Source organism: Streptomyces sp. NPDC060232, from assembly GCF_042726555.1.
GTDB lineage: Bacteria > Actinomycetota > Actinomycetes > Streptomycetales > Streptomycetaceae > Streptomyces.
In genome coordinates this window covers 58,221-83,400 of record NZ_JBHXAG010000013.1, presented here as the reverse complement: position 1 = coordinate 83,400, position 25,180 = coordinate 58,221, and the positions used below count along the sequence as shown (strand labels likewise).

Here is a 25,180-nt window from a genome sequence, read left to right as displayed (position 1 = left end):
CGCCTACGATGATCCGCCATGGACACGAGTGAGGCCGGCAGACAGCTGATCGACGGGCGCTTCGAACTGGTCGCGCCCCTGGGCAGCGGCGGCATGGGTACCGTCTGGCGGGCGCGCGACATCGCCCTGCACCGAGAGGTCGCGCTCAAGGAGGTGCGCCCGCCCGACCCGGCGACCGCCGCCGCCCAGCCCGGGCTGGCCGACCAGATGCGCGAGCGCGCCGTCCGCGAGGCCCGCGCCCTGGCCCGTCTCGCCCACCCCCACGTCGTGACCATCCACCACATCGTCGAACCGGCGGAGGGTGCGGACGGCCACCCGTGGATCGTCATGGAGATGGTCAAGGGCGGCTCCCTCCACGACCGCCTGGAGTCAGGCCCGGTACCGCCCGCGGAAGCGGTACGGCTCGGCCTCGACGTGCTGTCCGCGCTGCGCGCCGCGCACGCCGAAGGCGTCCTGCACCGCGACGTGAAGCCGGCCAACGTGCTGCTGCGCCCCGACGGGTCGGCCGTGCTGACCGACTTCGGCATCGCCGCCCTGCACGACTCCACCGGGCTCACCGCGACCGGCGTGCTGATCGGGTCGCCGGAGTACATAGCGCCCGAGCGTGTCCGCGGGGAGGAGGGGCTGGCCGCCTCCGACCTGTGGTCGCTGGGCATGCTGCTGTACGTGGCCGCGGAGGGGGTCAGCCCGCTGCGCCGGGCCACCAGCCTGGCCACGGTCGTCGCCGTGCTCGACGAGCCGATCCCCGCGCCGGTGCGGTCCGGCCCGCTGGGGCCCGTACTGGAGCGGCTGCTCGTACGGGACCCGGCAGCGCGGCCCGACGGCGCCCAGCTGGAACAACTGCTCCGGGACGCGAGCGCTGCTCTCGGTGCCGGTGCCGGTGCCGGTGCCGGTGCGGGCGCCGCACCCATGGCCGCGCCGCCCGTCGCGCCCCCGGCCGCGCCGAACCCGTACGGGCAGTTCGGTCCCTACTCGCCCACCCCCACCCCGCACGCCCCGCCGCCGTACGGCTCCGGCGCCTCCCCGTACGCGGCCGCCACCACGCCCGTCCCGGTGGGGTCCGCCCCGCGCCGCCGCCCGGCCCTGATCGGCGCCGCGCTCACCGCGGTCCTGGCGGCCGGCGTGGTCGGCATCGTCCAGTTGCTGCCCGACGGGAACTCCGGTGACGACGACGCGAAGGGCGGCCCCGCGACCCGCCCGGCAGTCGCCACCGCCGCCACTGGGGGCGGCCGGGACGCCTCGGCCCCCGCCCCGAAGGCGAGCGCGCAGAAGGCGGACGCGCCCCGCGGCAGCATGATGACGCCGGGGAACGTCCGCACGGCCCTGGAGGCGTTCAAGAAGCAGGCGGGGACGACCACGTTCGTCGACATGACGCTCTACGACGGCTACATCCTCGCCTCCATCCCGACGGCCGCCGGCGCCGAGACGGTCGACTCCTGGCAGTACCGGGACGGCGTGGCCAGCCGCACCGGCCCGGACGGCACGGTCGAGGAGGGGGAGCCGCTGATCGACATGGGCGCGGTCGACTGGGACCAGCTGCCCGGCCTGCTGGAGCGGTCCCAGAAGGAGCTGAAGGTCGACAAGCCGACCTCGCGCCACGTCATCGTCGACCCCTGGATGATGGACCAGACCCCCGCCATCCGCACCTACCTCAGCGACGAGTACGGGCGCGGCGGCTACGTCCTGTGGGGCATCGACGGCAGCCTCCGGAAGGTCTACGGCTGAGCCCGCGGGCCCGTGCCGTCCCCCGCTCAGGCGTACATCGACCCATCGAGGAGCCCGCCCCACCATGCCCAGCTGGCGCACCACCCTCACGAGGGCCGGGATTTCCGGCACGCGGCTGCGCGACGACTACACGCACGCCGCCCGCAGGGTGCTCCGTCGCGAACCCGCGCCGTACCTGGCGCTGCGACTGCTCGCCGCGCCGCCCCTGGTGCCGGCCCTCGCCGCCGGCCTCGCCTTCATGAACCTCGTCGACGACGTGGCCGAGACCGGCACCCCGCAGCAACGGGCCGCGGGCCTCGCCGCGTTGACCGAGCGCGTCGAGGCCGCCCTGGAGAAGGGGGACAGCCCCGACCCCGTGCTGCGGTCCTACGCCCACGCGATGGACTCCCGGGGCCTGCCCGTGCACTGGGTGTCCCGCTTCCTGGAGGGCGCCGCCACCGCCGAGGCCGCCTTCGACGGCTTCGACGACGAGCCGGATTTCCAGGCCTACCTCGACGCGTACGCCTGGCCCGGCGTGCTGGTCTTCACCGGACTGCAGTACCAAGGCGGCCCCGACCCCGAACAGGCCGCCGGATGGCGCCGGTTCGTCGACGCCGCCCAGCGCGTCGACTTCCTCGCCGACCTCCACGGCGACCTCGCCGACGGCAGGCTCTGCCTCCCGCGCGCCCGCCTCGACGAGCACTCCGTGACCCGGGCCGACCTGGAGGCGGCCCGTGACACCCCTGCCGTACGGGCCCTCCTCGCCGGCGAGACCCGGCGCGCCCGCGCGGCCCTCGACGCCACCCACGGCATCCTCGACCTCGCCGAGCCCGGTCTGCGCCCCGTCATCGCCACCATGGCGGACCTCATGGCGCACCAGCTGACCGCCGTCGAGCGGGCCGGCGCCGGCGCCCTGCGCCGGGACGTCGGCTACGGGATCGTCGCACCCCTGCGGATCCTGCTGCGTGCCGCCCGGCCGAAAGCCGGGGGCCGAAAGCCCGGCTGAACAAGGTCCGGCCGGACATCCGCTAGTAGGGGCCGTTGACGTTGTCGATGGAGCCGTAGCGGGCGGCCGCGTAGTTGCAGGCCGCGGTGATGTTGGCCACCGGGTCGTAGGAGTCCAGCGAAGTGCCGGGCACGTGATAGGCCTTGAAGGTCGGGTCGATGACCTGGAGGAGACCCTTCGAGGGGATTCCGTTCCGGGCGTTGATGTCCCAGAGGTTGATCGCCTTGGGGTTGCCCGAGGACTCCCGCATCACGTTGCGGTGAATTCCGTTGTAGCTTCCGGGAATACCGTGCTTGGCCATCACGTCGAGGGACTCGCGGATCCAGCCGTCGAGATTGTTGGGGTAGGAGGACGCCGGCTTGGCGGCCTTCTTCACCGCGGTCTTGGTCGCCGTCGCGGCCTTCGCCTGGGCGCCGATGGTCAGTTTGGTGCCGGGTCGGATGATCGAGGGGTTGTCGCCGACGACCGCGCGGTTCGCCTGGTAGAGCTGCTTCCACCCGCCGTTCACGGAGTGGTCCGCGGCGATCTCCGAAAGGGTGTCACCGACGACCACGGAATACGTGGCGGGAGGGGCGGTCACCGCGTTGACCACGGTGGCTGCGGTGACGGTGGTCACCGCGGCTGCCGGCGCGCTCGTCCCGGCCGCACCTGCGGTGGTCGCGCTGATCAGCGGGAGCGTGAGGGCCGCGCCGCCTGTGCCGGCGAGGGCCAGCTTCCGGGTGATCGGGTTCTGCTTCGGCCGACGGTGCTTACCCTTTGCAGGCATGGGGGAATTCCTCACGTGGGGGGACGGGAGATCCGGGTCGGCGGCGCCGTATTCGGCAGCTCGCCACCTGGAGTGAGGTGACCGTAGGTGAGCCCGCCGGGCGCGAACAAGCCCCGAATTCCACCCATAGATCGACATCCCGCAATCCGCCCCGGAAATGACCTTGTGGGCATCGGGGCGAAAAGGCCGATTCCCTTTCCGGTGAAAGGGAATCGGCCTCTTGCAGGAAATGATGTTGACCTGTTCCGCGTGACTGACATCACGGGGCGGCGGCCCCGGGGTCAATAAGGGCAAGTCCGCTCTCTGTTGGCCTCATTCGGGCGACTCGCGCTTAGCGGCTAAATCGCCCATCCAGGACGCTTTCCGGCGTGTGTGCCCTCCTCACACGCCCCCGGCCGGGACCCCGCTGAGCGCCGTGAGCCGTTCCAGGGCGGCCGTGACCGCCTCCTGCGAGGCGGGCAGCAGGGGAAGCCGTACGTCGGGGGTCGGGATGCGGCCCTGGGCGTGGAGCACACCCTTGACGACGCCTGGACTGGGCTCGGCGAAGACCGCCGCCGACAGCCCGGCGAGCGCGTGGCCCAACGTCCGGGCGCGTACCGCGTCCCCCGCCCGCCAGGCCGCGGCGAGCTGCGCGAACCGTTCCGTCGCCAGATGGGCCGAGGCCAGGATCCCGCCCGACGCGCCCAGCGCGAGCATCGCCGACACATGGACGTCGTCCCCGGCCAGTACGTGGAACCCGGCCGGCCGGTCGCCGAGCAGTTCCACCGCGTCCTGGTCGAGGGCGCCTACCGCGTACTTCACCCCGACGACCCCCGGAAGTGAGCCGAGCGCCCGCAGCGTGGCGGCGTCCAGAGGCTGCCCCGTGCGGTACGGGACGTGATAGACGATCAGTGGTACGGGGCTCACGGCGGCCAGCCGCTCGAAGTGCGCCGACACCCCGGCCGCCGAGGGCCGTACGAACGAGGGGACGGTGACCAGCGCCGCCCCCGCCTGCGGCCACCGCGCCAGCCCCGCCAGCGAGGCCTCCGCGGCCCGGGTGCCGGACGCCCCCGCGCCGACGGTCAGCACGGCGCCGCGCTCGCCGCAGACCCGGGTGCACACGCCGGTGACGAGGTCGCGCTCCTCCTGGTCGAGACCGGCCGCCTCGCCGGTGGTGCCGAGGGCGACGATCCCGGTGGCGCCCGCGTCGAGCACCTGGTGGGCGAGTGCCTCCAGGGCCTCGGCCGCGATCTCCCCGCCAGGTGCGAAGGGGGTGACGAGCGGTACGTGGATCCCGTGGAGCGGGACCGGTCCCGCGATGTCCCCCGAGGCCGCGCTTGCGATGTCCTCTGTCGTGTCCTGTGCCATGCCCCCGAGCCTGGCCCGCCCTGAGCGGCAAATCCAGTTCACGTTCCTTACCCAACCCGTAAGCTGAGCTGATGCTCGATGTGCGACGCCTGCGCCTGCTGCGCGAACTCGCCCGCCGCGGCACCGTCGCCGCCGTGGCCGAGGCCCTCTCCTTCAGCCCTTCGGCGGTGTCCCAGCAGCTCGGCGTGCTGGAGCGGGAGGCCGGCCTGCCCCTGCTGGAACGCACCGGACGGCGGGTCCGGCTCACCCCCGCCGGGCAGAACCTCGTCCGGCACGCCGAGGCCGTCCTGGAACGGCTGGAACAGGCCGACGCCGACCTCGCCGAAGCCCGCGGGGGCCTCGCCGGAGCCCTGCGCATCGGCGCCTTCCCCACCGCCTCCCGCGCGATCGTCCCGGCCGCCCTGGTGGCCCTCGCCCGCCGCCACCCGGGGCTGGAGCCGATGGTCTGCGAGACCGATCCGGCGGCGGTCGCCCACGCCCTGCGGGCCGGGGACCTGGACGTCGCCCTCGTCCACGCGTACGACTTCGTACCCGCCGAGCGCGAGCCGGGCCTGACCACCGAACCCCTGTACGGCGAGGCGATGTACCTGGCCGAGCCCGCCGCGGGAACGCCCGCGGCATCGGGAACGCCCGGGTCACCCAGGTCGCCGGGGGCGCCCGCGGCCGACCAGGACGCGGTCCTGCGGGCACACGCCGGATCGCCCTGGATCACCGCCACCCCCGGCACCCTCTGCCACGCCATGACCGTGCGGGCCTGCCAGGCCGCCGGCTTCACCCCCCGGGTACGCCACCAGGTGGACGAGTTCGCCACCGTGCTCGCGCTGGTCGCGGCGGGCCAGGGCGTGGCCGTCGTCCCCCAGCTCGGGGTCACGGGGCCCGCCGAGCCGTCCGTGCACCTCACCCGGCTGGTCATGCAGCGGCGCACCAACCTCGCCTTCCGTAGCGGAGCCGGCGCCCACCCGGCTGTGGCGGCCTTCGGCGCGGCACTTCGCGCCGCCGTACCGCCGGATCTGGCCGGGTCGCGCGCCGAAGCGTGACGCAACTCCCTTACCGGGTGCCGTCCGTGTACGTTCGTTGATCCAGGCCGAACCGATCAGAACGGGGTAGGACGTGACACATCGCGTACGAGGGGTCATCGCCCGGAGCAAGGGCGCACCGGTGGAGACGACGACGATCCTCGTGCCCGACCCGGGGCCGGGCGAGGCGCTCGTCCGGGTGCAGGCCTGCGGGGTCTGCCACACCGACCTGCACTACCGCGAGGGCGGGATCAACGACGAGTTCCCCTTCCTGCTCGGCCACGAGGCCGCCGGGATCGTGGAGTCCGTCGGCCCGGACGTCACCTCCGTGGCCCCCGGCGACTTCGTCGTCCTCAACTGGCGTGCGGTGTGCGGCACCTGTCGGGCCTGCAAGCGCGGACGCCCCTGGTACTGCTTCGCCACGCACAACGCCACCCAGCCCATGACCCTGGAGGACGGCACCCCACTGTCCCCGGCCCTCGGCATCGGCTCCTTCGCCGAGAAGACCCTGGTCGCCGCCGGCCAGTGCACCAAGGTGGACCCGGCCGCCTCCCCGGCCGCCGCCGGACTCCTCGGCTGCGGCGTGATGGCCGGCCTCGGCGCCGCCCTCAACACCGGCAACGTCGGACGGGGCGACTCCGTCGCCGTCATCGGCTGCGGGGGAGTGGGCAACGCGGCCGTGGCCGGTGCCCGGCTGGCGGGCGCCTCGCGGATCATCGCCGTGGACCTGGACGACCGGAAGCTGGAGTGGGCGCGCGGCCTCGGCGCCACGCACACCGTCAACGGCCGCACCGAGGACGTCGTCAAGGCCGTCCAGGCTCTCACCGGAGGCAACGGCGCCGACGTGGTCATCGACGCCGTGGGCCGCCCCGAGACCTACCAGCAGGCCTTCTACGCGCGCGACCTCGCCGGGACGGTGGTCCTGGTCGGAGTGCCGACCCCGGAGATGAAGCTCGAACTCCCGCTCCTGGACGTCTTCGGCCGCGGCGGCGCCCTGAAGTCCTCCTGGTACGGCGACTGCCTGCCCGAGCGCGACTTCCCCCTGCTGATCGACCTCTACCTGCAGGGCCGGCTCGACCTGGACGCCTTCGTCTCCGAGACCATCCCGCTCGACGGGGTCGAGGAGGCCTTCGCCCGGATGGAACGCGGCGAGGTGCTCCGCTCGGTCGTCGAGTTCTGACGCAGCCCCAGGGACCCGGCGCCGGCGACCCGGCCACCGGCCTTCCGCGCGCTCCGGCCCACCGGCCGCCGCACGGAAGGCCGGTGAGGCAGGTGAAGCCGGTCAGGCCGGTAGGCCGGCCAGGCCTTATCAGGCACGGTCAGGCCTGGTAAGGCCCCTCGGGCCCCTGAGCCCCGGACAGGTCATAGACTCGGGCGGACCGCCGCGCACGCCCGCGCCTCACCCGGCCGGGGCGCGGAATCCCGTACCTCGTACCCCTGGGGGCCGTCCGTGACCGTCGTCCACAGCTACCGCCAGCCCGGCACGGTCCTCACCGACCACCGGTTCTCCGTCCCCCTGGACCACGCGCGCCCGGACGGGGAGCGGATCGAGCTGTACGGCCGCGAGGTGGTCGCCACCGGCAAGGACCCCCAGTCCCTGCCCTGGTTGCTGTACCTGGAGGGCGGCCCGGGCTTCGGCGCCCGCCGCTTCGTCGGCCGGCAGGCCTGGCTGGAGCGGGCCCTGCAGGACTACCGGGTGCTGTTGCTGGACCAGCGCGGCACCGGCCGGTCCACCCCGGTGAACCGGCAGACGCTGCCCCTGCGCGGCACCCCCGCCCAGCAGGCCGACTACCTCGCCCACTTCCGCGCCGACTCCATCGTGCGCGACGCCGAGGCCGTCCGCCCCGGTCTGACCGGCGGCGCGCCCTGGACCGTGCTCGGCCAGAGCTTCGGCGGCTTCTGCACGGTCCGCTACCTCTCCAGCGCGCCCGAGGGCCTCACCGCGGCTCTGATCACCGGCGGCCTCCCGTCGCTGACCGCCACCGCGGACGAGGTGTACCGGGCTGCGTATCCCCGCACCGAGCGCAAGAACCTTGCCCACTACGCCCGTTACCCCATGGACGTCGAGCGGGCCCGCTGGATCGCCGCGCACCTCGCGGAGCGGCCGGCCGAACTCCCCGGCGGCCACGTCCTGACCGTCGAGGCCTTCCAGTCCCTCGGCATCCTCCTCGGCGGCGGCGACGGCAGCCACCAACTCCACTACCTGCTGGAGGACGCCTTCGTCCCGACCCCCGCGGGACCGGCGCTCTCCGACGCCTTCCTGGAAGGCGCCCGCGCCCTCCTCTCCTTCGCCGGACATCCCCTCTACGCGCTGGTCCACGAGGCGATCTACGCCCAGGACCCGGCCGCCCCCACGGCATGGGCCGCCGAACGGGTCCGGGCGGACCACCCCCGCTTCGACGCCCACAAGGCCCTCGCGGGCGACGAGCCCCTGCTCTTCACCGGCGAGACCATCCACCCCTGGCACTTCACCACCGACCCGGCCCTCACCCCGCTGCGCGAGACCGCCGACCTGCTGGCCGCCCGTACGGGCTGGCAGCCCCTGTACGACCCGCAGCGGCTGGCGGCCAACGAGGTTCCGGTGGCCGCGGCGGTCTACCACGACGACATGTACGTGGAGACGGAGGACTCCCTGCGCACGGCCCGCGCCATCCGCGGCCTGCGCACCTGGGTGACGGACGAGTTCGAACACGACGGCCTGCGCGCGGGCGGCCCCCGCGTCCTGGACCGCCTGCTGGCCCTCGTCCACGACGACGCCTGAGCGGGAAGGGTTCAGCAGGGCTCCACGAAGGCGCGGGTCAGGTGGGCGGTGGCCAGGAGGGCGCCGCGTTGCACCGCCTGCGCCAGCAGGTGCTCGCGGGAGGCGCGGGCGGCGGGCCGGTCGCGTTCGTGCGAGTACGGGACCGCCGGATTGCCCAGTTGCACGGCGTGCACCAGTACGTCGCCGGTGACCAGCACGTCCCGGCCGGCCGGGCCCTGCTCCACCAGCACCGACTGGTGGCCGGGGGTGTGGCCCGGCGTCGGCAGCAGGGTGATTCCCGCCCCCAGCCGGTGCGTGCCGTCCACCTCGTGCAGTTGTCCGGAGGCCCGCAGCGGGGCCACCGTCCACTCCCATACCGGGTCGCCCCGGTCGAGGGCGGCGACCTCGGCCCGCTGGACGACATGGCGCGCGGCGGGGAAGAGAAGTCCACCGCCGGGCCCCGACGTCCAGCCCGCGTGGTCCTCGTGCAGATGGGTCAGCACCACCGTCTCCACGTCCCCCGGTGCGATGCCGGCCTCCGCCAGGGCGGCCGGCAGCCGCCCCGGTACCGGCGCCCACCCGGCGGCGGGCCCGTCCGCCGGTCCGACCCCCGCGTCCACCAGCACCCACCGGCCCCCCGGCCGCGCGACGGCGAAGCACCGGAAGTCCAGCCGCCAGGCACCGCCGGGGCCCGCCGCACCCGGATCCAGCAGTGCGGCGCGCGCCCAGTCGGCCGCGTCCGCCCCGGGGAAGGCCGTTGCGGCGGGCTCGAAGAAGGTTCCTGTGGCGTCAAGGAGGGCCACTACCAGCCCGTGTCGGTCCATTCATCTAGTGTGCGACGCATGACCGAACAACGTGATCCGCAGGCCCCTTTGGAGCCCATGCCCACGGACTGGCGGCGCGCCCTCGCCGTCGTGGCCCACCCGGACGACCTGGAGTACGGGTGCGCGGCGGCCATCGCGGACTGGACGGACGGCGGCCGCGAGGTGGTCTACCTCCTGGCAACCCGCGGCGAGGCGGGCATCGACTCCCTCGCCCCCGCCGAGTGCGCCCCGCTGCGCGAGGCCGAACAGCGTGCGAGCGCGGCCGTGGTCGGGGTGTCCGCGGTGGAGTTCCTCGACCACCGCGACGGCATCGTCGAGTACGGTCTCGGCCTGCGCCGGGACATCGCCGCCGCCATCCGCCGGCACCGCCCCGAGCTGGTCGTCACCCTCAACCACCGCGACACGTGGGGCGGGGAACAGGGCGGCGGCCACTGGAACACCCCCGACCACAAGGCCGTCGGCCGGGCCACCCTGGACGCGGCCGCCGACGCCGGCAACCGCTGGATCTTCCCGGAGCTCATCTCCGAGCAGGGCCTGGAGCCGTGGGACGGGGTCCGCTGGGTGGCGGTCGCCGGCACCAGCACGCCCACGCACGCGGCCGACGCCGGCCCGGGCCTGGAGCGTTCGGTGCTGTCCCTGCTGGAGCACAAGGCCTACATCGCGGCGCTGACCGACCAGGATCCGGAGGAGTACGCCCGCGCCTTCCTCACCGGCAACGCCGAACGGGTGGCGGCGCGGTACGACGGCCGTCCGGCGGTCGCGTTCGAGGTCTTCCCCCGCTGACCGTCCCACAGATCGGCGCCGAGCCGGGCGAACTCGGTGGCCACGGCCTTGCCAGGCCGGTGCCGCCGCCGGTCACGAGGACCACCTGCCCGGCGTACGTACCGGCGGGCAGGGCGGCGGCACCGAGCGGCGGCGGCGCGGGGAGGCCGCGCAGAGGGTTCTCCATGCGCCCATCGACAGCGTGCGGGCGCGCAGATCACCATGGCGCGGACAACCCCGTCCCCCTGCCGGCGGGACCCGGCGGTCACTAGGTCCTGTCTGGAGTTCCCCCGCGGCGTTGCGGTGTCCGGCACCGCCGCTTCCGGCGTTGTCGTCAGTCGCCGACGCTCCGCGTCGACTCCCTCCTCCGCCTTGGATTCGACGGCACCAGACGCCGCTCCTTCTCCCGCGCCGGAACTCCAGACAGGACCTAGCTGCCCGGGTTGTAGGCCTGCCGGGTCGCGCAGGTCCAGATCACCGGCTTGAGCTTGCCCTTCGCGTTCACGGCGGCCCCGCCGACGCGGTCGCCGTCCGACACCGCATCGGCCATGCTCGCCCCGCCCGCGGCCAGCCGCGGCAGGGCCTTGACCGGGCCGGAGCCGGCCCGTAGGAGCGCCTGGTCCGGGAGGGTCATCTCGTCCGGGTGGAACTTGGCCGTGCCGACGCTGACGTTCGTGTTCGGGCTGATCGCCTCGAACGTGGCGTACGGGTGCGAGCTCAGCCCCCCGGGCGTGGTGCCGGGGCCGGTGAGCGGGGGTTCCCACACCCACGTCTGGTACTCGTGCCACGGCCCGGCCCAGTCGTAGCCGACGACCCGGCCGCTCTCGTCGAGGTCCTGGACGTAGCTGTCGTTCATGGACGGCGCCAGCAGCCGGGCGGCGGTTCCGTCCCCGGGCCACAGCACCGGGTAGGTGCCCTCCAGGTGCGCGCCGGTCTCGGGGACCTCGTAGTCCTGCGTGGCCATGCCGAGGATGTCGCCCCGGTTGTTGATGCCCGTGACCATCGTGATCCGGGTGCCCGGGCCCGCGTCGGCCGGGACGGGCAGGTCGCGGACCTTCTGGCCGTCCTTCCAGACCGTGGCGATCCAGCTGTCGGAGCGGGAGACGACGTACCCGGCGTCGTTGACGTCGGCCTCCAGGTCCGAGCCGTCGCTGTCCGGCAGCGGGGTGATCGCCGCGGCGCCCGCCTGGTAGGTGAACAGGGAGGTGCCGCCGAAACCGCGGAGGACGCCGACCATCAGGCCGTGCGCGTTGACGGCGAGCACCTGGCCCGTCTGGTTCGCGTCGGCCAGCGGGACCTGGTGCACGGTGGTGCCGGTCCAGTAGACGGGCTTGTAGCCCGAGACGCCGACGGCGAGGCCGTCCGAGCCGAAGTCGAAGACGCCCTGGCTGCGCTGCATGTCGCGCACGTACGACTCGTCCCCGATCGAGTCGAGCACCTGGATCTTCGGCGTGCACTTCGTGTCGGCCGCCGCGGCGGGTCCGGCCGCCGTGATCAGGCCCGCCAGAACGACGGCGGCTCCGGCCGCGGACATGCTTCTTCTCATGTGGTGGTCCCCCCTGGACAGGTGCAGTTCCCCGTTGAGTCATGACACGTGCACGCCACATATTGCCTGATGGCGGGACGGATGTGGCCTGAAATGACGCGAGTTGTTTCGGGCCGGCCGACGGTCCACCCCTCCCGGCGATTCACAAGAGGGCAAGCGACCGCTTAGTATGCCCTCGGAGCGTGATTCCTCGACGGCGGCTGGAGGCCCCGGATGCAGGCATGGCGAGTACATACCCCCGGCGAGCCCCGCGAGGCCATGCGCCTCGAAGAGGTGCCGGAACCGGTCCCCGGCGAGGGCGAGGTGAAACTCAGGGTGCTCGCCGCCAACGTGAACTTCCCCGACGCGCTGCTCGTCCGCGGGCAGTACCAGATCACACCGCCGCTGCCCTTCACCCCCGGCGTCGAGATCTGCGGCGAGACCGAGGACGGCCGCCGCGTCATCGCCAACCCGAGCCTGCCGCACGGCGGGTTCGCCGAGTACGTCACCGCACCGGCCCGCGCCCTGCTCCCGGCCCCCGACACCCTCGACGACGCCGAGGCGGCCGCCCTCCACATCGGCTACCAGACCGGCTGGTTCGGCCTGCACCGCCGCGCCGGCCTCCGGGCCGGCGAGACCCTCCTCGTGCACGCCGCCGCCGGCGGCGTCGGCAGCGCCGCCGTGCAACTGGGCAAGGTCGCCGGGGCCACCGTCATCGGAGTGGTCGCAGGCAAGGAGAAGGCCCGTACCGCCGAGGAACTCGGCTGCGACCTGGTGATCGACCGTACGGCGCAGGACATCGCCGCCCGCGTCAAGGAGTTCACCGGCGGACGCGGCGCCGACGTCGTCTACGACCCGGTCGGCGGCGACGCCTACACCGCGTCGACCAGATGCGTCGCCTTCGAGGGCCGGATCGTCGTCGTCGGCTTCGCGAGCGGCACCATCCCCGCCCCCGCCCTCAACCACGCCCTCGTGAAGAACTACGCCGTGCTCGGCCTGCACTGGGGCCTGTACGCCGCCAAGGACCCCGCCGCCATCCTCGCCTGCCACACCGAACTCACCCGGCTCGCCGCCGAGGGCGCCGTCACACCGCTGGTCAGCGAACGCCTCCCGCTCGTGCACGCCGCCGACGCCGTGCAGCGCGTCGCCGACGGGACCACCACCGGCCGCCTGGTGGTCCTGCCGGGCCTGGACGGAGCTGCCCGATGACCAGCGGCGCCACCCCGACCAGCGAGGCCACCCCCCTCACCGCCGAGGCCGTGCGCGCCCGCACCCGGGAGCTGCTCGCCGCGCACCCGCCCGCCGGCACCGACCGCACCGCGTTCCTCCGCGCCCGCTTCGACGCCGGACTCGCCTGGGTGCACTACCCCGAAGGCCTCGGCGGACTCGGCGCGCCCCGTACCCTCCAGGCCGTCGTCGACGCCGAACTGGAAGCCGCCGGCGCCCCCGACAACGACCCGCGCCGGATCGGCATCGGGCTCGGCATGGCCGCGCCCACGATCCTCGCGTACGGCACCGAGGAGCAGAAGCGGCGCTTCCTGCGCCCCCTGTGGCTGGGCGAAGAGGTCTGGTGCCAGCTCTTCAGCGAGCCCGGCGCCGGATCGGACCTCGCCGCGCTCGCCACCCGCGCCGTCCTCGACGAAAGCGCCGGCGAGTGGACCGTCGACGGCCAGAAGGTCTGGACCTCCAGCGCCCACAACGCCCGCTGGGGCATCCTCGTGGCCCGCACCGACCCGGCACTGCCCAAGCACCAGGGCATCACCTACTTCCTCTGCGACATGCACGACCCCGGCGTCGAGGTCCGGCCGCTGCGCCAGATCACCGGCGAGGCCGAGTTCAACGAGGTCTTCCTCACCGGTGTCCGCATCCCCGACGCCCACCGCCTCGGCGCCGTGGGTGAGGGCTGGGCGGTCGCCCGCACCACCCTGATGAACGAACGCGTCTCCATCGGCGGCATGCGCATCCCGCGCGAGGGCGGCATGATCGCACCCGTCGCCGCGGCCTGGCGCGAACGCCCCGGCCTGCGCACCCACGCCCTCCACCAGCGGCTGCTGGAACTGTGGGTCGAGGCCGAGGTCGCCCGCCTCACCGGCGAGCGGCTGCGCCAGCAGCTCGCCGCGGGCCAGCCCGGCCCCGAGGGCTCGGGCATGAAGCTGACCTTCGCCCGCCTCAACCAGGAGATCAGCGGCCTGGAGGTCGAACTCCTCGGCGAGGAAGGCCTCCTGTACGAGGACTGGACCATGCGCCGTCCCGAACTGGTCGACTTCACCGGCCGCGACGCCGGCTACCGCTACCTGCGCGCCAAGGGCAACAGCATCGAGGGCGGCACGAGCGAAATCCTCCTCAACATCGTCGCCGAACGCGTCCTCGGCCTGCCCCCCGAGCCGCGCGACGACAAGGACCTCGCATGGAAGGACCTGTCCCGATGACGACGCCGACAGCGCCGACGGCGCCGGCCGACCTCCTCTACTCCGAAGCCGAGGAGGAGCTGCGCGCCGCCGTACGCTCGCTCCTCGCCGCCCGCTGCGACGCCAAGGCGGTCCTCGCCCGCGCCGAGACGGGCCGGCCGCACGACCCGGCCCTGTGGCGCACCCTCGCCGTCGAGATCGGCACGGCGGGACTCCTCGTACCCGAGAAACTCGGCGGGCAGGGCGCGGGACACCGGGAGGCGGCCGTGGTGCTGGAGGAACTGGGCCGGGCCGTGGCCCCCGTCCCGTACCTCACCAGCGCCGTGCTCGCCACGGAGATCCTGCTCGGCTGCGACACCGCCGAAGCCGCCCCGCTGCTGGCCGAGCTGGCCTCGGGCCACACGGTGTGCGCCCCGGCCGTTGCGCTGACCCTCGCTCCCGGCGCCCCCCTGCCCGCCCCCGTACGGGACTCCGGCGGGGGCATCCTGACCGGCACGGTCAACGCCGTGGCGGACGCGGTGGCCGCCGACGTACTGCTCGTCCCGGCCGACACCGGGCTCTACGCGGTCCGGGCCGCGGACACCGCCGTGACCCCGCTGGTTGCGCTGGACCTGACCCGTCCGCTTGCCACCGTCACGCTGGAGGCCGCCCCGGGCACCCGCCTCGCCGACCCCGCCACAGCCCGGGCAGCCATCGCCGGAGCCCTGCTCTCCGCGGCGGGCCTGCTCGCGTCCGAGCAGGTCGGGCTCGCCGAGTGGTGCCTGACCGAGACCGTCGCACACGTCAAGGGCCGCTACCAGTTCAACCGGCCCGTCGGCTCCTTCCAGGCCCTCAAGCACCGCTTGGCGCGGCTCTGGCTCGACGTGGCCTCCGCCCGCGCGGCGGCCAGGGCCGCGGCCGACGCCCTCGCCACCGGCGCCCCCGACGCGCCTCTCACGATCGCCGTCGCCCAGGCCTACTGCTCGGGGGTCGCCGTCCGCGCCGCCGAGGAGTGCGTCCAGCTCCACGGAGGCATCGGCATGACGTGGGAGCACCCCGCGCACCTCTACCTCAAGCGGGCCAAGGCCGACTCCCTCGCCCTCGGCACGGCGGGCCACCACCGCGGCCTGGTCGCCGACTTCGCTGAACTCCCGGCGCCCTAGCTGTTCCGTGACCGCAGAGGTTCGCCGGGTCGCGGCGCCCGGCCGGCGCCTCGCCGCGTTGTCGGACCACGCACGTACGTCCGGTACGAGCCGCGGCCCTCCGCCTTGCGATGCTTCCCCTCGGCCCTGTGGGCCTGGGGAGACCCCATGCGCCGAACACCGCGCCCCGGCAAGCCTCTCCGGCCACAGCACCGGCTGTTCCGTGACCGCAGAGGTTCGCCGGGTCGCGGCGCCCGGCCGGCGCCTCGCCGTGTTGTCGGACCACGCACGTACGTCCGGTACGAGCCGCGGCCCTCCGCCTTGCGACACACCGCACGGGACACCGCGCCCCGGCAGACCTTTCCGCGCACAGCACCGGCTGCGGCCCCGAGGGGCGGATGCCAGACTGGATCCATGCCCGCACGACGCGGGGCGGCCCCGCCCTCGCGCGCCGCGGCGCGCCGTCCCCGTCGGCTCGTCGCGGCCACCGCGGCCGCGGTGGCCCTCTCGGCTCTGGCGCCCCTCGCCCCGGCCGGTCCGGCGGCGGCCCGGCCCGTCGCCCGGGACGGTACGGACCCGCCCGCCGACCGCGGCCCCCGCGGGGACTTCGAGGGCATGGTCGCCGTTCCCGGCGGCCGCCGCGTCCACGTCGAGTGCCGGGGGACGGGCACACCGACGGTGGTGCTCGTGTCCGGGACGCGCGGCGCCGCGGACGAGTGGACCCACGCGGCCGACCCGGCGCGTGCCGGGGCCGCCCCGGCGCCGAGCGCGTCCGCGGTGTTCCCGGCGGTCGCCTCCTTCACACGGGTGTGCGCCTACGACCGCCCCGGTACCACGCGGTTCGACGGCATGCGGAGCCCGTCGACAGCGGTGCCCCAGCCCACCACGGCGGCGGACGGGGTCTCCGATCTGCGGGCCGTGCTCGCCGGGGCGGGGGAGCGCGGCCCCTACGTGCTGGTCGGGGCCTCGTGGGGGGCGATGATCACCGCCCTGGCCGCACGCACCGGCGATCCCCGGGTCGCCGGCCTGGTCGCCGTCGACGGCGCCTCGACCCACCTGCGCGACACGCTGGCACCGGCCCAGTGGTCCGACTGGATGCGCAAGGTCGACGCGACGAAGGGCCCGGAGGGTCTCGAAGTACCCGACTACACCGCGAGCGTCGCCCAGATCCGCGCCGCACCTCCGCTCGCCCGGCCCCTGCCCGCGGTCGTGCTCAGCTCCGACGAGCCGTGGGACCTCCGGGTGGGCGACAGCGGTTCGACCTGGCCGGCCTGGACGGCCGCCCAGAACCGCCTCGCCGCCGAACTGCACGCCCGGCACGTCACCGACACCGACAGCGGCCACGGGATCGCCGTCGAACAGCCCCGTACGGTGGCGGACGCCGTGCGCGAAGTGGTCGACCGGGTACGCGACGGGCAGCGGAACCAGGGGCGTTGAGCCCAACCGGCCGCCCGGCCAGCCACCCGGCCACCCGGCGGGCCACCCACCCGGCCAGCCCTCCCGTCCGCCCGTCTCGTACCTTCGGCCGAGCCGGGCGCGCCGACCCCGACGGGCCGCCCCGGGCCGCCCGCCCCCGGGCCGCCCGCCCTTCCGCCCCGCCCCTCCGCCCCGCCTGCGCCGCGTTCCCGGCCGATCCCTATGCTCGCCGCATGACCGCCGTGATCACCGCCCTGTCCGCCACCGGACTGCGCACCCACCGTGACGAACTCGCCACCCTCCTCCAGGCCGTGGTCTCCGACGGCTCCTCGCTCGGCTTCCTCGCGGGCCTTGACCACGCGACCGCCGCCGCCTGGTGGGACTCCCTGCTGCCCGCCGTCGAGGACGGATCCCTCGCCCTGTGGGTCTCCCGCACCGGCGCCGACGGCGCCATCGACGGCACCGTCAGCTGGTACCGCGAGTCCAAGCCCAACGGCCGCCACCGCGCCGAGCTGCGCAAGCTCATGGTCCATCCGGCCGCCCGCGGCCGCGGCACCGCCCGCGCCCTCCTCGCGCACGCCGAGACCGCAGCCGCCCGCGCCGGGGTACTGCTGATGTTCCTGGACACCGAGACCGGCAGCGGCGCCGAGAACGTCTACCGCTCCGCGGGCTGGACGCAGGCCGGCACCATTCCCGACTACGCCACCGACCCGGAGGGCCGGCTGCACCCGACCACCCTCTTCTACAAGCAGCTGCGCGGCGCCCGCGGGTGACCTCGCCCGCCGCGCGGCGTTAGACCCGTAGCCGCCGGCCACCGAGCGAGGGAGACCGCATGTCCGCAGCAACCGCCGCCGCACCTCTGACCCGACGCGCGCTCCTGCGCGCGGCGTTCACCGCGGCCGTGCTCGCCGGTACGGGCGCGGCCCTGGCTCCCGTACTGCGCGCCCGACGGCCCCGGCAGACCCTCACCCCGGCGCCGCTCGCCGAGGAGACGTACCGCGGCCGGCACATCGCCGTCGACGTCGCCGGGGTCCGCATCGACGGCCGCCCACTGCACGTCATGCGCCGCGCCGACGGCAGCTATCTCAGCGGGATCAACCACTTCCAGTCCTATCCGACCCCACTGGAACTGGCCCGGGCCGCGGTCGACGAACTGGGCACGACCCAGCTGGCGTTCGCGGCCCCGCACCACGGCTGACCAACCCAAGGGAACGGGAGGACCCCCGCTTTGCACGTCCGGCAGAACCAGAAGAACCTCACCAGCACCCAGAAGAAGCGGTTCATCGCGGCGGTGCTGGAGCTGAAGCGCAGCGGCGCGTACGACGCCCTGGTGCGCACCCACGACAAGTACTTCGTGCCCGACCGCGACCGCAAGCTGCGGGTCGGGCACATGTCCCCGTCCTTCTTCCCGTGGCACCGGCTCTATCTGCTGGAGTTCGAGAAGCAGTTGCGGCAGATCGACCCGGGCGTGTCCGTCCCGTACTGGGACTGGACCACCGACACCAGCCCGGTCTCCTCGCTCTGGGCGGACGACTTCCTCGGCGGCACCGGCCGTGCGACCGACCGCAAGGTGATGACCGGGCCGTTCGCCTACGACAAGGGTAACTGGACGGTCACGGTGGGCATCACGGAGTCCGCGTTCCTGACCCGCAACCTGGGCAGGCCGCAGAACCCGATCACCCTGCCGACCCCGGCCGAACTCCAGTGGGCGATCGACGATCCGGTCTACGACCTCTCGCCCTGGGACTCCACGGCCACGGCCGGCGGCTTCCGCAACAAGCTGGAGGGCTGGGCCGCCCCCAAGAGCGAGCGCTGGCGCAACCACAACAAGGTCCACCAGTGGATCGGCGGACACATGACGGGCGGTACGGCGCCCAACGACCCCGCGTTCTGGCTGCACCACGCCTTCGTGGACCTGATCTGGGACCGCTGGCAGCACAAGCACCCCCGCTCCGGTTACCTGCCCGCCGCCCCCCTTGCCCTCGGCGACCTCCAGCGCGGCCGGGTGATCGCCCTCGACGAGCCGATGCCGCCGTGGAACGTCACGCCGCGCGAGGCGCTCAGCCACCAGGGCCTGTACCGCTACGAGTGACCCGCCGGCCCCGCAGCGAGCCGGGGCGCGGGACACAGGGGAAGGGCCCCCGCCGGACGGCGGGGGCCCTTCGGCCGAGCAGGCGATCAGTGACCGTAGTCGCCACCCTCGGTGTGGTGGTCGGCGCCGCCGCCCGAAGCGTTGACGCAGGTGTTGCCGAACGCCGGGTTCAGCAGGGCGATCACGTTCACGGTGTTGCCGCAGACGTTGACCGGGACGTGCACCGGAACCTGGACCAGGTTGCCCGACAGGACACCGGGGGAGCCGACCGCCGCACCGTGCGCTCCGGCATCGGCGACAGCCAGGCCCGCACCGGCGACCACGGCGCTACCGGTGACAGCGGTGATGGCGAATGCCTTCGCGATACGCGACATCAAAGATCTCCTCGTGAGATGTGGGGCGCCACATAATCTGTGGCATTTGACATGGCATACAACGCGGGGAGGGCCGCGGGGTCACGGCCCCTGCGCCTACCCGGTGACGGGAAAGGCGATGGAGGCGAAGTACGGCCGGATCTGAGCGACCTCCCCGGGCCGCAGCGTCCCGACGACCCGGCCCGAGCAGCGTGGGCCCTGGTAGAGGGTCGCCGAGCCGCGGGTCGTGTTGGTGACCGCGCGCCCGCCGCCGCCCTCCGCCGCCACGCAGCCCCGCGGCGCGGTGAGCCCGTGCACCCGGTCGTCCTGGCCCACGTACTGGAAATCCGGCCCCGCGGCGTGGGCCGGACCGGTGAGGCACGAGATGCCCGCCAGCAGCAGGACGGGCAGAGTGTGGTGGATACGCAGGATTCGCATGCCCGTCCAACCGGGCCGGTCCCCGGCCCGGTCACGCCTTGTCACCCGTTGGACGGCTGTGCGACCGTGCGGGACCGGCACAGCTGCAGGAGGACGGATGAGCACAGAGGGCGTCGCCGCCGACGTCGGCCGGCCGCGGGTCAGGACCGGGGCCGGCGTGGTCGAGGGCCGTACCGGGCCCGACGGCATCGCGGTCTTCCGGGGCATCCCGTACGCGGCCCCACCCGTCGGCGCCCTCCGCTTCGCGCCGCCCGCGCCCCCGGCCGCCTGGGACGGCGTACGCGAGGCCGCGGCCTTCGGCCCCACCGCACCGAAGGTGCCCTACCCGGCCACCTTCGCGGCCCTGCTGACCGACCCGGAGATCCCCGGCGACGACTGCCTCAACGTGAACGTGTGGACCCCCGAGCCGGCCCCCGGGGCCGGGCTGCCGGTCATGGTGTGGATCCACGGCGGGGCGCACACCCGCGGCTCCGCGGCCGTGCCCGTCTACGACGGCACGGCCTTCGCCCGCGACGGCATCGTGATGGTGTCCTTCAACTTCCGACTCGGCGTCCTCGGGTACGGGCTCTTCCCCGACGCACCCGCCAACCGGGGCCTGCTCGACCAGATCGCCGCCCTCCAATGGGTCCGCGACAACATCGAGGCCTTCGGCGGGGACCCGGCCCGCGTCACCGTCTTCGGCGAATCCGCCGGAGCCATCAGCATCGGCGCCCTCCTGGCCGCTCCGCGCGCGGCCGGCCTCTTCCACCGGGCGGTCCTGCAGAGCGGAGCCCCCGAGGCCCTGCCCCGCCCCCGGGTGCGGGCGATGGCCCGGCGGATGGCCTCGCTGCTGAAGGTCGACGCCACCGCGAGGGCCTTCGCCGCCACTTCGCTGCCCGACCTGATGGCCGCCCAGGCCGCCGTCCTGCGCAGATCGGGCCCCCTCCTCGGCGGACCCGCCTTCGGCCTGGTCGTCGACCCGGACACGCTCCCCGTCGACCCCCTCGACGCCCTGACCGCCGACGCGGACGCCTCCGGCGCGGTGCCGCTGCTGTTCGGATGGACCACCGAGGAGTACCGGCTCTGGCTCGCCCCGACCGGCGGCATGCGGCTGCTGGACCGGATGGGGCCGCTCGCCGTGGCCCTGGCCCGCGCCCGTACGGGCAAGGACCGGGCCGCCGTACGGGCGCTGCGCACCGCCCTGCCCGGGGCCGGGCCGGCCGAGCTCGCCGGGCAGCTCCTCACCGACCGGCTGCTGCGCGATCCGCTGCGCAGGCTCGCGGGCGCCCGGCGGGCCGCGCCGAGCTACCTGTACGAGTTCGCCTGGTGCTCGGGCATCCCGGGCCTCGGCGCCTGCCACGCCCTGGAGCTGGGTTTCGTCTTCGACACGCTGTCCGTGCCCGAGGCCGCGTGGCTGGCCGGGACCGAAGCCCCGCAGGAGCTGGCCGACGCGATGCACACGGCGTGGGTGCGGTTCGCGACGACGGGCGACCCGGGCTGGGAGCCCTGGAGCGGCGACGGCCCGCCGAAGGTGTTCGGCGGGCCGGAGCGTGATCGGACGGAGGTGCCGGTGGCTACTCGACCGGTCCTTCCATGACCTTGCTGATGTACTGGATCGGCCCCTCGCCCATGTTCGGGACGTAGGTCTTGGCGTTGTGCCGGCCGCCCGGTATCACCCGCAGGCTGGTGTGCACGGGCCCCTTGTTGCCGAAGGTGGCGACGAATTTCTGCACGTCCGGCAGGGTCTTCTTGTTGCTCTCGCTGTCGCCGACCTGGAAGGCGATGTAGACGTCCGGACCCTTGGTGTCGATGAGGTGCTTGGCCAGCAGCTCCGGGTTGTTCTCGGCCTTCTCCTTGTCGTGGCCCTTCCACAGGGAGGAGTCCGGGACGATGTCCGGGCCCGAGGCGATCACGGCCTTGAACCTGTCCGGGTGCTTCAGCACGGCCTTCATGCCCGCGAAACCGCCGGTGGAGGAGCCCATGAAGGCCCAGCCGTCACGGGACTTCACGGTGCGGAAGTTCGCCTTCATCAGGTCCGGGACGTCCTCGGTCAGCCAGGTGCCCATCTTCGGCTGGCCGGGGATGTCGGAGCCGTCCCAGTAGACGCCCTTGTCGTCCGGGCCGGGGTTGAGCACCGGCATGGCCAGCAGGAAGGGCTTGCTCTTCCCCTCCGCGTACCACTTGCTGATGCTGGTCTGGAGGCCGAGGTCCGTGCCCATCCAGTAGTTGTTCGGGTAGCCGGCGCCGCCCGGGAGGGCGATCAGGACCGGGAAGCCGCTCTTGGCGAACTTCGGGTCGTTGTACTCCTTGGGGGCCCAGACCCAGACCTTGCCCTTGAAGCCGGACTTCTTGCCGTCCAGGGTGGTGACGGCCACGTGCGTGCCGTCGGCCAGCGTCATCGAGTTCTTGAAGTCGGCGGCCGGCCCGGTCGGCATCAGCATCTTGGAGTTCGCCGGCTGCTGGGCCCCCGCGCCGCCCTGGTTGGACGTGCCGCCGCCGGGCTGCTGCCCGAAGGAGACCGTGGAGCCCTTGTCGGTGAACGGGGGTATCTCGTAGTGGTTCATGACGCCGGCGGCTATGCCCGCGAGCGCGAGCACGCAGACGCCGGCTATCAGCCAGCGCCTGCCCCGGCGGCGCGGGCGCGCGGGCTGCTCCTGCTCCCAGTGGCCCTGCGGCTGCTGCCCGTACGGCCCGCCGTGCTGGTCCTGCCGGGCGTACTGCTCCCCGTACGGCCCGCCGTACTGCTCTCCGTGCGGGGACCGTCCGTGCGGACGGCCGTACTGGTCGCCGTAGGGGGGCCGCGGGCCCTGCCCTCCCGGCCCGTACGGCTGGTGCTGCTGCCCCTCGGGTGCGTACGACATGTGCGGTGGCTCTCCGGCTGGTGCTGCCCCAGAGGGGCGGGGTGGTCCGACGACTCGGTTCTTCTGTTCGGAAGAGGAACGAAAGTGCGCCGGAGTTCCGCACTTTTCCTTCTCTTGGGGTTCCCTAGGGCAGCGCATTGCCCGGGCGCCGCCGGCCACCGGCAGTTCCTGATCCGGTGGCCGCCCGTGCCTGGTACCCGCACCTGCCGCTGGGCAGGGGGCCACCGCCCCGCTCCCGGAACGCCCCACCGCCCGGAGTCGGCCCCGCCCGGCTGATGGAATCGGCCCTGGCCCCGGCCTTCCTCGGATGAAGAGGCCGGGACACGGGCGGGGGCAGGACCGTTTCCGTCGTTCCCCGCTACGCGGGGATCAGGGTCTTGCGGCGGCGCTTGCGCTGCGCCCCCGCCGACAGCCTCAGCTCGATGATCGACCGTACGGCCGGCCACTCCTCGTCGAGGATCGAGTAGAAGGCGGTGCTGCGGACGGCGCCGTCCAGCCCCCGTGAGTGGGCCCGGCGGACCCCTTCGCAGGTGAAGCCGAGACGTTCCATCGCGGCGCGCGACCGGCCGTTGCGCGCGTCGGCGCGCAGCGAGATGCGGCGGACACCCCAGACCTCGAAGGCATGGCGGAGCATGAGCAGCTTCGCCTCGGTGTTGATGCCGGTGCCCTGGGCGGTCGGGGACAGCCAGGTGTTGCCGATCTCGGCGGCATCGGGGATCGCCGTCGCCGGATCGCCGAACGGGACGCCCGGCACGGCGGGCCACACCAGCGGCCCCTGCCAGTAGTCGAGTTCCAGGAACCGGGTCGAACCGACGACGCGCCCGTCAGTGGCTCTGACGATGGCGAACGGGAGCGATCGACCCGCAGCCTGATCTGCGAGGGCGCGGTCGATGTACTCGTGTGACGCCTGCACCCCATGGGGTACGGGAGTGAAGGCGTAGGTCGTACGATCCTCGGCCCCGGCCACGGCCAGAGCCTCGGTGTGGTGGGGGGCGAGGGGCTCGAGCCGCACGGTGCGGCCCGCGAGGTGTACGGGTACGGGCACGGAGCCTTCGGTCCTTCTGGGCGGTGGGGTGGTGGCACAGTCTGCGTCCATGACGTCGCCCCCCGTGCAAAACACGAGTGAAAGGCAACCGGCTGTCGGGTGAACGCGAGTGGCTCAATGTAGCTCCTTAAAGTCCTCTCATGAAGCCCCAATTTGGCAATGGTGTGACGCTGTTTTTCGACGACTCGGGTCCCCGCCTCGGAGCGCCCGTGATCCTGATCCACGGACACCCCTTCAACCGCACCATGTGGGCCCCCCAGACGGCTGCCCTCACGGCCGCCGGGTACCGCGTGATCACCCCTGACCTGCGAGGATACGGAGACAGCCCGGTGCTGCCGGGCAAGGTCCTGCTCGCCGACCACGCGGACGATCTCGCCGCCCTCCTCGACGGACTGGGCCTCGAACAGGTGGTCGTCGGCGGTGTGTCCATGGGCGGCCAGATCGCGATGGAGATGCGGCTGCGCCACCCGGGTCTGGTACGGGCCCTGGTGCTGTCCGACACCTCCCCGGCGCCCGAGACGGAAGCCGGGGCGGAACTGCGCCGGGAGACCGCCGGACGACTGATCGCGGAGGGCATGCGGCCCTACGCCGACGAGGTGATCGACAAGATGCTGGCGCCCTACAACGTGACCGGCATGCCCGAGGCCGCCGCGCGGGTCACGGCCATGATGTGCGCGACCGACCCCGAGGGCGCGGCCGCCGCCCAGCGCGGCCGGGCCGAGCGCCCGGACTACCGGCCGCTGCTCGCCGCGGCCGCCGAGCCCTGCCTGGTCCTGGTCGGCGCCGACGACGCCTACACCCCGGTCGCGGAGGCCCAGGCCCTGCACGCGCTGCTGCCGCACTCGGTGCTCACCGTCATCGAGGGGGCGGGCCACCTGCCGGGGGTGGAGCAGCCCGAAGCCTTCAACCGGGCCCTGCTGGACTTCCTCGCCGGCCTCTGAGCCGGACGGGCCCTGCGGAGGACCGGGCCCTGCGGAGGACCGCCCGGGCCCGCCGGGGCCGGGTCGCGTGAGCATGTCCTTGCACGGGGTGCGGTACTGAGATCATTCCGGGTATGGACGACGTACTGCGGCGACTGGCCGCCGTGGGGCCCTTCTTCACCGTGCCGTACGGGCCGGAGCCGCCCGGGCCCGGCTTCCTGCCGCTCACCGCGCTGTACGACGGGCAGCTCGCGCCGTACGTGGCCGAAGTGGGCCGCCGGATCGGCAGCGGACCCGGCAGGGTGGCCGCCTCGACCGCCCAGTTCCAGATCGCCTCCCGGCTCTGGTCGATCGGGCTGGGGTGCGCGGCGCTGGCCGGACGGGTGCCGGACCTGGCCCCCGACCGGGTGTGGTGGCGGCTGCCGGACGAGGGCTCGCTCCAGCTCTGGCTGCCCCAGCCCGCCGCCCGCCCGGCCGAGGGCCTCGGGGAGTCGGTCCTGGGGAACCTGGCCCTGCTGGAGACCGCTCTGCGGGAGCTGTACGGCGTCTCCCCGACGGTCCTGCGGGGGAACGCGGCCTCCGGGCTGGTCGGCGCGCTGCGGGTGCTGATCGACCGGGTCCCCGGCGGCGCGGCCGTCGACCTGGCACGCGCCCTGCTCGCCGAGGACGGCGCGCTCGCGGGCACCGGCACCTTCATCCACGAGGAAGGGCTCGGGGTGGCTTTCGCACGGCGCAGCTGCTGCCTCTACTACCGCGTCGCCGGCGGCGGCCTGTGCGGCGACTGCGTGCTGCGCACCCGGCGGAACGCCTGAAGACGCCCGCGCGGAGAGCCCGTTCGGAGCAGGCGAGGGCGCGGC

Annotated in this window: 24 protein-coding genes; 16 read left to right on the top strand and 8 right to left on the bottom strand. The window is 73.9% G+C overall.

Annotation, left to right across the window (positions count from 1 at the left end; genetic code table 11):
* Positions 1-18: 18 nt before the first annotated feature.
* Both ACFWFZ_RS20160 and ACFWFZ_RS20155 read left to right on the top strand, forming a co-directional pair.
* Positions 19-1,725: a serine/threonine-protein kinase gene (locus tag ACFWFZ_RS20160; protein ID WP_387124115.1), complete on the top strand. Its 1,707-nt coding sequence runs from the start codon at positions 19-21 to the stop codon at positions 1,723-1,725.
* A 64-nt stretch (positions 1,726-1,789) separates the two neighbouring features.
* Positions 1,790-2,710, top strand: coding sequence for a phytoene/squalene synthase family protein (locus ACFWFZ_RS20155; RefSeq protein ID WP_387124113.1), 921 nt, complete (start codon positions 1,790-1,792; stop codon positions 2,708-2,710).
* A gap of 22 nt (positions 2,711-2,732) precedes the next feature.
* Here ACFWFZ_RS20155 and ACFWFZ_RS20150 read toward each other — a convergent pair whose 3' ends face one another.
* Both ACFWFZ_RS20150 and ACFWFZ_RS20145 read right to left on the bottom strand, forming a co-directional pair.
* Positions 2,733-3,476, bottom strand: a complete 744-nt coding sequence (locus tag ACFWFZ_RS20150; protein ID WP_387124111.1) for a transglycosylase SLT domain-containing protein — start codon at positions 3,474-3,476, stop codon at positions 2,733-2,735.
* A gap of 381 nt (positions 3,477-3,857) precedes the next feature.
* Positions 3,858-4,823, bottom strand: a complete 966-nt coding sequence (locus ACFWFZ_RS20145; RefSeq protein WP_387124109.1) for a dihydrodipicolinate synthase family protein — start codon at positions 4,821-4,823, stop codon at positions 3,858-3,860.
* A gap of 71 nt (positions 4,824-4,894) precedes the next feature.
* On the opposite strand from ACFWFZ_RS20145, the gene ACFWFZ_RS20140 reads away from it, so the two are divergent.
* The 3 genes from ACFWFZ_RS20140 to ACFWFZ_RS20130 all read left to right on the top strand — a co-directional run bounded on the left by ACFWFZ_RS20140 (position 4,895) and on the right by ACFWFZ_RS20130 (position 8,600).
* Positions 4,895-5,860, top strand: a complete 966-nt coding sequence (locus ACFWFZ_RS20140; RefSeq protein ID WP_387124107.1) for a LysR substrate-binding domain-containing protein — start codon at positions 4,895-4,897, stop codon at positions 5,858-5,860.
* Positions 5,861-5,933: 73 nt separating this feature from the next.
* Positions 5,934-7,019, top strand: a complete 1,086-nt coding sequence (locus tag ACFWFZ_RS20135; protein WP_030820264.1) for an S-(hydroxymethyl)mycothiol dehydrogenase — start codon at positions 5,934-5,936, stop codon at positions 7,017-7,019.
* Between the two features lie 270 nt (positions 7,020-7,289).
* Positions 7,290-8,600, top strand: coding sequence for an alpha/beta fold hydrolase (locus ACFWFZ_RS20130; RefSeq protein ID WP_387124105.1), 1,311 nt, complete (start codon positions 7,290-7,292; stop codon positions 8,598-8,600).
* Between the two features lie 11 nt (positions 8,601-8,611).
* On the opposite strand, the gene ACFWFZ_RS20125 is transcribed toward ACFWFZ_RS20130, so the two are convergent.
* Positions 8,612-9,403 carry an MBL fold metallo-hydrolase gene (locus ACFWFZ_RS20125; RefSeq protein WP_387124103.1) on the bottom strand — a complete coding sequence of 264 codons (792 nt, stop codon included), beginning with the start codon at positions 9,401-9,403 and terminating at the stop codon, positions 8,612-8,614.
* A gap of 18 nt (positions 9,404-9,421) precedes the next feature.
* On the opposite strand from ACFWFZ_RS20125, the gene ACFWFZ_RS20120 reads away from it, so the two are divergent.
* On the top strand, positions 9,422-10,186 hold the full coding sequence (locus ACFWFZ_RS20120) for a PIG-L deacetylase family protein (protein ID WP_387124101.1): 765 nt from the start codon (positions 9,422-9,424) through the stop codon (positions 10,184-10,186).
* Between the two features lie 409 nt (positions 10,187-10,595).
* Here the strand turns inward: ACFWFZ_RS20120 and ACFWFZ_RS20115 are convergent, their stop codons facing one another.
* A complete protein-coding gene (locus tag ACFWFZ_RS20115; RefSeq protein ID WP_387124100.1) occupies positions 10,596-11,711 on the bottom strand; it encodes a hypothetical protein in 1,116 nt (371 codons plus the stop codon).
* Positions 11,712-11,924: 213 nt separating this feature from the next.
* Here ACFWFZ_RS20115 and ACFWFZ_RS20110 point away from each other — a divergent pair, with 213 nt between their 5' ends.
* The 7 genes from ACFWFZ_RS20110 to ACFWFZ_RS20080 all read left to right on the top strand — a co-directional run bounded on the left by ACFWFZ_RS20110 (position 11,925) and on the right by ACFWFZ_RS20080 (position 18,727).
* Positions 11,925-12,899 (top strand): NADPH:quinone oxidoreductase family protein, encoded by a 975-nt coding sequence (locus tag ACFWFZ_RS20110; protein WP_387124098.1) that lies wholly within the window; start codon positions 11,925-11,927, stop codon positions 12,897-12,899.
* Positions 12,896-14,119, top strand: a complete 1,224-nt coding sequence (locus ACFWFZ_RS20105) for an acyl-CoA dehydrogenase family protein (RefSeq protein WP_387124096.1) — start codon at positions 12,896-12,898, stop codon at positions 14,117-14,119. Before ACFWFZ_RS20110 ends, ACFWFZ_RS20105 begins: the two co-directional genes overlap by 4 nt.
* Positions 14,116-15,240, top strand: a complete 1,125-nt coding sequence (locus ACFWFZ_RS20100) for an acyl-CoA dehydrogenase family protein (RefSeq protein ID WP_387124094.1) — start codon at positions 14,116-14,118, stop codon at positions 15,238-15,240. Before ACFWFZ_RS20105 ends, ACFWFZ_RS20100 begins: the two co-directional genes overlap by 4 nt.
* 393 nt (positions 15,241-15,633) lie before the next feature.
* Positions 15,634-16,656, top strand: coding sequence for an alpha/beta fold hydrolase (locus ACFWFZ_RS20095; protein ID WP_387124092.1), 1,023 nt, complete (start codon positions 15,634-15,636; stop codon positions 16,654-16,656).
* A gap of 212 nt (positions 16,657-16,868) precedes the next feature.
* The gene (locus tag ACFWFZ_RS20090; RefSeq protein WP_387124090.1) at positions 16,869-17,408 is read left to right on the top strand and encodes a GNAT family N-acetyltransferase; all 540 of its coding nucleotides are present in this window, start codon (positions 16,869-16,871) and stop codon (positions 17,406-17,408) included.
* 59 nt (positions 17,409-17,467) lie between these two features.
* Positions 17,468-17,833, top strand: coding sequence for a tyrosinase family oxidase copper chaperone (locus ACFWFZ_RS20085; protein ID WP_387124088.1), 366 nt, complete (start codon positions 17,468-17,470; stop codon positions 17,831-17,833).
* 30 nt (positions 17,834-17,863) lie between these two features.
* Positions 17,864-18,727 (top strand): tyrosinase family protein, encoded by an 864-nt coding sequence (locus ACFWFZ_RS20080; RefSeq protein ID WP_387124086.1) that lies wholly within the window; start codon positions 17,864-17,866, stop codon positions 18,725-18,727.
* Positions 18,728-18,813: 86 nt separating this feature from the next.
* Here the strand turns inward: ACFWFZ_RS20080 and ACFWFZ_RS20075 are convergent, their stop codons facing one another.
* Together ACFWFZ_RS20075 and ACFWFZ_RS20070 are read right to left on the bottom strand one after the other, a co-directional pair.
* A complete protein-coding gene (locus tag ACFWFZ_RS20075) occupies positions 18,814-19,101 on the bottom strand; it encodes a chaplin (RefSeq protein ID WP_030030914.1) in 288 nt (95 codons plus the stop codon).
* A gap of 96 nt (positions 19,102-19,197) precedes the next feature.
* Positions 19,198-19,518 carry a hypothetical protein gene (locus ACFWFZ_RS20070; RefSeq protein WP_387124084.1) on the bottom strand — a complete coding sequence of 107 codons (321 nt, stop codon included), beginning with the start codon at positions 19,516-19,518 and terminating at the stop codon, positions 19,198-19,200.
* A 97-nt stretch (positions 19,519-19,615) separates the two neighbouring features.
* Between ACFWFZ_RS20070 and ACFWFZ_RS20065 the strand changes: the two genes are divergently transcribed.
* Positions 19,616-21,094 (top strand): carboxylesterase/lipase family protein, encoded by a 1,479-nt coding sequence (locus ACFWFZ_RS20065; RefSeq protein ID WP_387124082.1) that lies wholly within the window; start codon positions 19,616-19,618, stop codon positions 21,092-21,094.
* Here ACFWFZ_RS20065 and ACFWFZ_RS20060 read toward each other — a convergent pair.
* Together ACFWFZ_RS20060 and ACFWFZ_RS20055 are read right to left on the bottom strand one after the other, a co-directional pair.
* Positions 21,072-22,358: an alpha/beta hydrolase gene (locus ACFWFZ_RS20060; protein WP_387124080.1), complete on the bottom strand. Its 1,287-nt coding sequence runs from the start codon at positions 22,356-22,358 to the stop codon at positions 21,072-21,074. The genes ACFWFZ_RS20065 and ACFWFZ_RS20060 overlap by 23 nt on opposite strands.
* Before the next feature lie 358 nt (positions 22,359-22,716).
* A complete protein-coding gene (locus ACFWFZ_RS20055; RefSeq protein ID WP_387124078.1) occupies positions 22,717-23,403 on the bottom strand; it encodes a GNAT family N-acetyltransferase in 687 nt (228 codons plus the stop codon).
* Between the two features lie 140 nt (positions 23,404-23,543).
* Between ACFWFZ_RS20055 and ACFWFZ_RS20050 the strand changes: the two genes are divergently transcribed.
* A complete protein-coding gene (locus tag ACFWFZ_RS20050) occupies positions 23,544-24,344 on the top strand; it encodes an alpha/beta fold hydrolase (RefSeq protein WP_387124076.1) in 801 nt (266 codons plus the stop codon).
* A gap of 113 nt (positions 24,345-24,457) precedes the next feature.
* The gene (locus ACFWFZ_RS20045) at positions 24,458-25,135 is read left to right on the top strand and encodes a (2Fe-2S)-binding protein (RefSeq protein ID WP_387124074.1); all 678 of its coding nucleotides are present in this window, start codon (positions 24,458-24,460) and stop codon (positions 25,133-25,135) included.
* Positions 25,136-25,180: the final 45 nt, after the last annotated feature.

Excerpts from the sequence above, each read along its gene's own strand:
- ACFWFZ_RS20085 (WP_387124088.1), top strand. The coding sequence starts at position 17,468 with ATGTCCGCAGCAACCGCCGCCGCACCTCTGACCCGACGCGCGCTCCTG.
- ACFWFZ_RS20115 (WP_387124100.1), bottom strand. The coding sequence starts at position 11,711 with ATGAGAAGAAGCATGTCCGCGGCCGGAGCCGCCGTCGTTCTGGCGGGC.
- ACFWFZ_RS20140 (WP_387124107.1), top strand. The coding sequence starts at position 4,895 with ATGCTCGATGTGCGACGCCTGCGCCTGCTGCGCGAACTCGCCCGCCGC.
- ACFWFZ_RS20090 (WP_387124090.1), top strand. The coding sequence starts at position 16,869 with ATGACCGCCGTGATCACCGCCCTGTCCGCCACCGGACTGCGCACCCAC.
- ACFWFZ_RS20065 (WP_387124082.1), top strand. The coding sequence starts at position 19,616 with ATGAGCACAGAGGGCGTCGCCGCCGACGTCGGCCGGCCGCGGGTCAGG.
- ACFWFZ_RS20060 (WP_387124080.1), bottom strand. The coding sequence starts at position 22,358 with ATGTCGTACGCACCCGAGGGGCAGCAGCACCAGCCGTACGGGCCGGGA.
- ACFWFZ_RS20160 (WP_387124115.1), top strand. The coding sequence starts at position 19 with ATGGACACGAGTGAGGCCGGCAGACAGCTGATCGACGGGCGCTTCGAA.
- ACFWFZ_RS20145 (WP_387124109.1), bottom strand. The coding sequence starts at position 4,823 with ATGGCACAGGACACGACAGAGGACATCGCAAGCGCGGCCTCGGGGGAC.
- ACFWFZ_RS20150 (WP_387124111.1), bottom strand. The coding sequence starts at position 3,476 with ATGCCTGCAAAGGGTAAGCACCGTCGGCCGAAGCAGAACCCGATCACC.
- ACFWFZ_RS20050 (WP_387124076.1), top strand. The coding sequence starts at position 23,544 with ATGAAGCCCCAATTTGGCAATGGTGTGACGCTGTTTTTCGACGACTCG.
- ACFWFZ_RS20125 (WP_387124103.1), bottom strand. The coding sequence starts at position 9,403 with ATGGACCGACACGGGCTGGTAGTGGCCCTCCTTGACGCCACAGGAACC.
- ACFWFZ_RS20075 (WP_030030914.1), bottom strand. The coding sequence starts at position 19,101 with ATGTCGCGTATCGCGAAGGCATTCGCCATCACCGCTGTCACCGGTAGC.
- ACFWFZ_RS20120 (WP_387124101.1), top strand. The coding sequence starts at position 9,422 with ATGACCGAACAACGTGATCCGCAGGCCCCTTTGGAGCCCATGCCCACG.
- ACFWFZ_RS20070 (WP_387124084.1), bottom strand. The coding sequence starts at position 19,518 with ATGCGAATCCTGCGTATCCACCACACTCTGCCCGTCCTGCTGCTGGCG.
- ACFWFZ_RS20045 (WP_387124074.1), top strand. The coding sequence starts at position 24,458 with ATGGACGACGTACTGCGGCGACTGGCCGCCGTGGGGCCCTTCTTCACC.
- ACFWFZ_RS20100 (WP_387124094.1), top strand. The coding sequence starts at position 14,116 with ATGACGACGCCGACAGCGCCGACGGCGCCGGCCGACCTCCTCTACTCC.
- ACFWFZ_RS20105 (WP_387124096.1), top strand. The coding sequence starts at position 12,896 with ATGACCAGCGGCGCCACCCCGACCAGCGAGGCCACCCCCCTCACCGCC.
- ACFWFZ_RS20110 (WP_387124098.1), top strand. The coding sequence starts at position 11,925 with ATGCAGGCATGGCGAGTACATACCCCCGGCGAGCCCCGCGAGGCCATG.
- ACFWFZ_RS20155 (WP_387124113.1), top strand. The coding sequence starts at position 1,790 with ATGCCCAGCTGGCGCACCACCCTCACGAGGGCCGGGATTTCCGGCACG.
- ACFWFZ_RS20095 (WP_387124092.1), top strand. The coding sequence starts at position 15,634 with ATGCCCGCACGACGCGGGGCGGCCCCGCCCTCGCGCGCCGCGGCGCGC.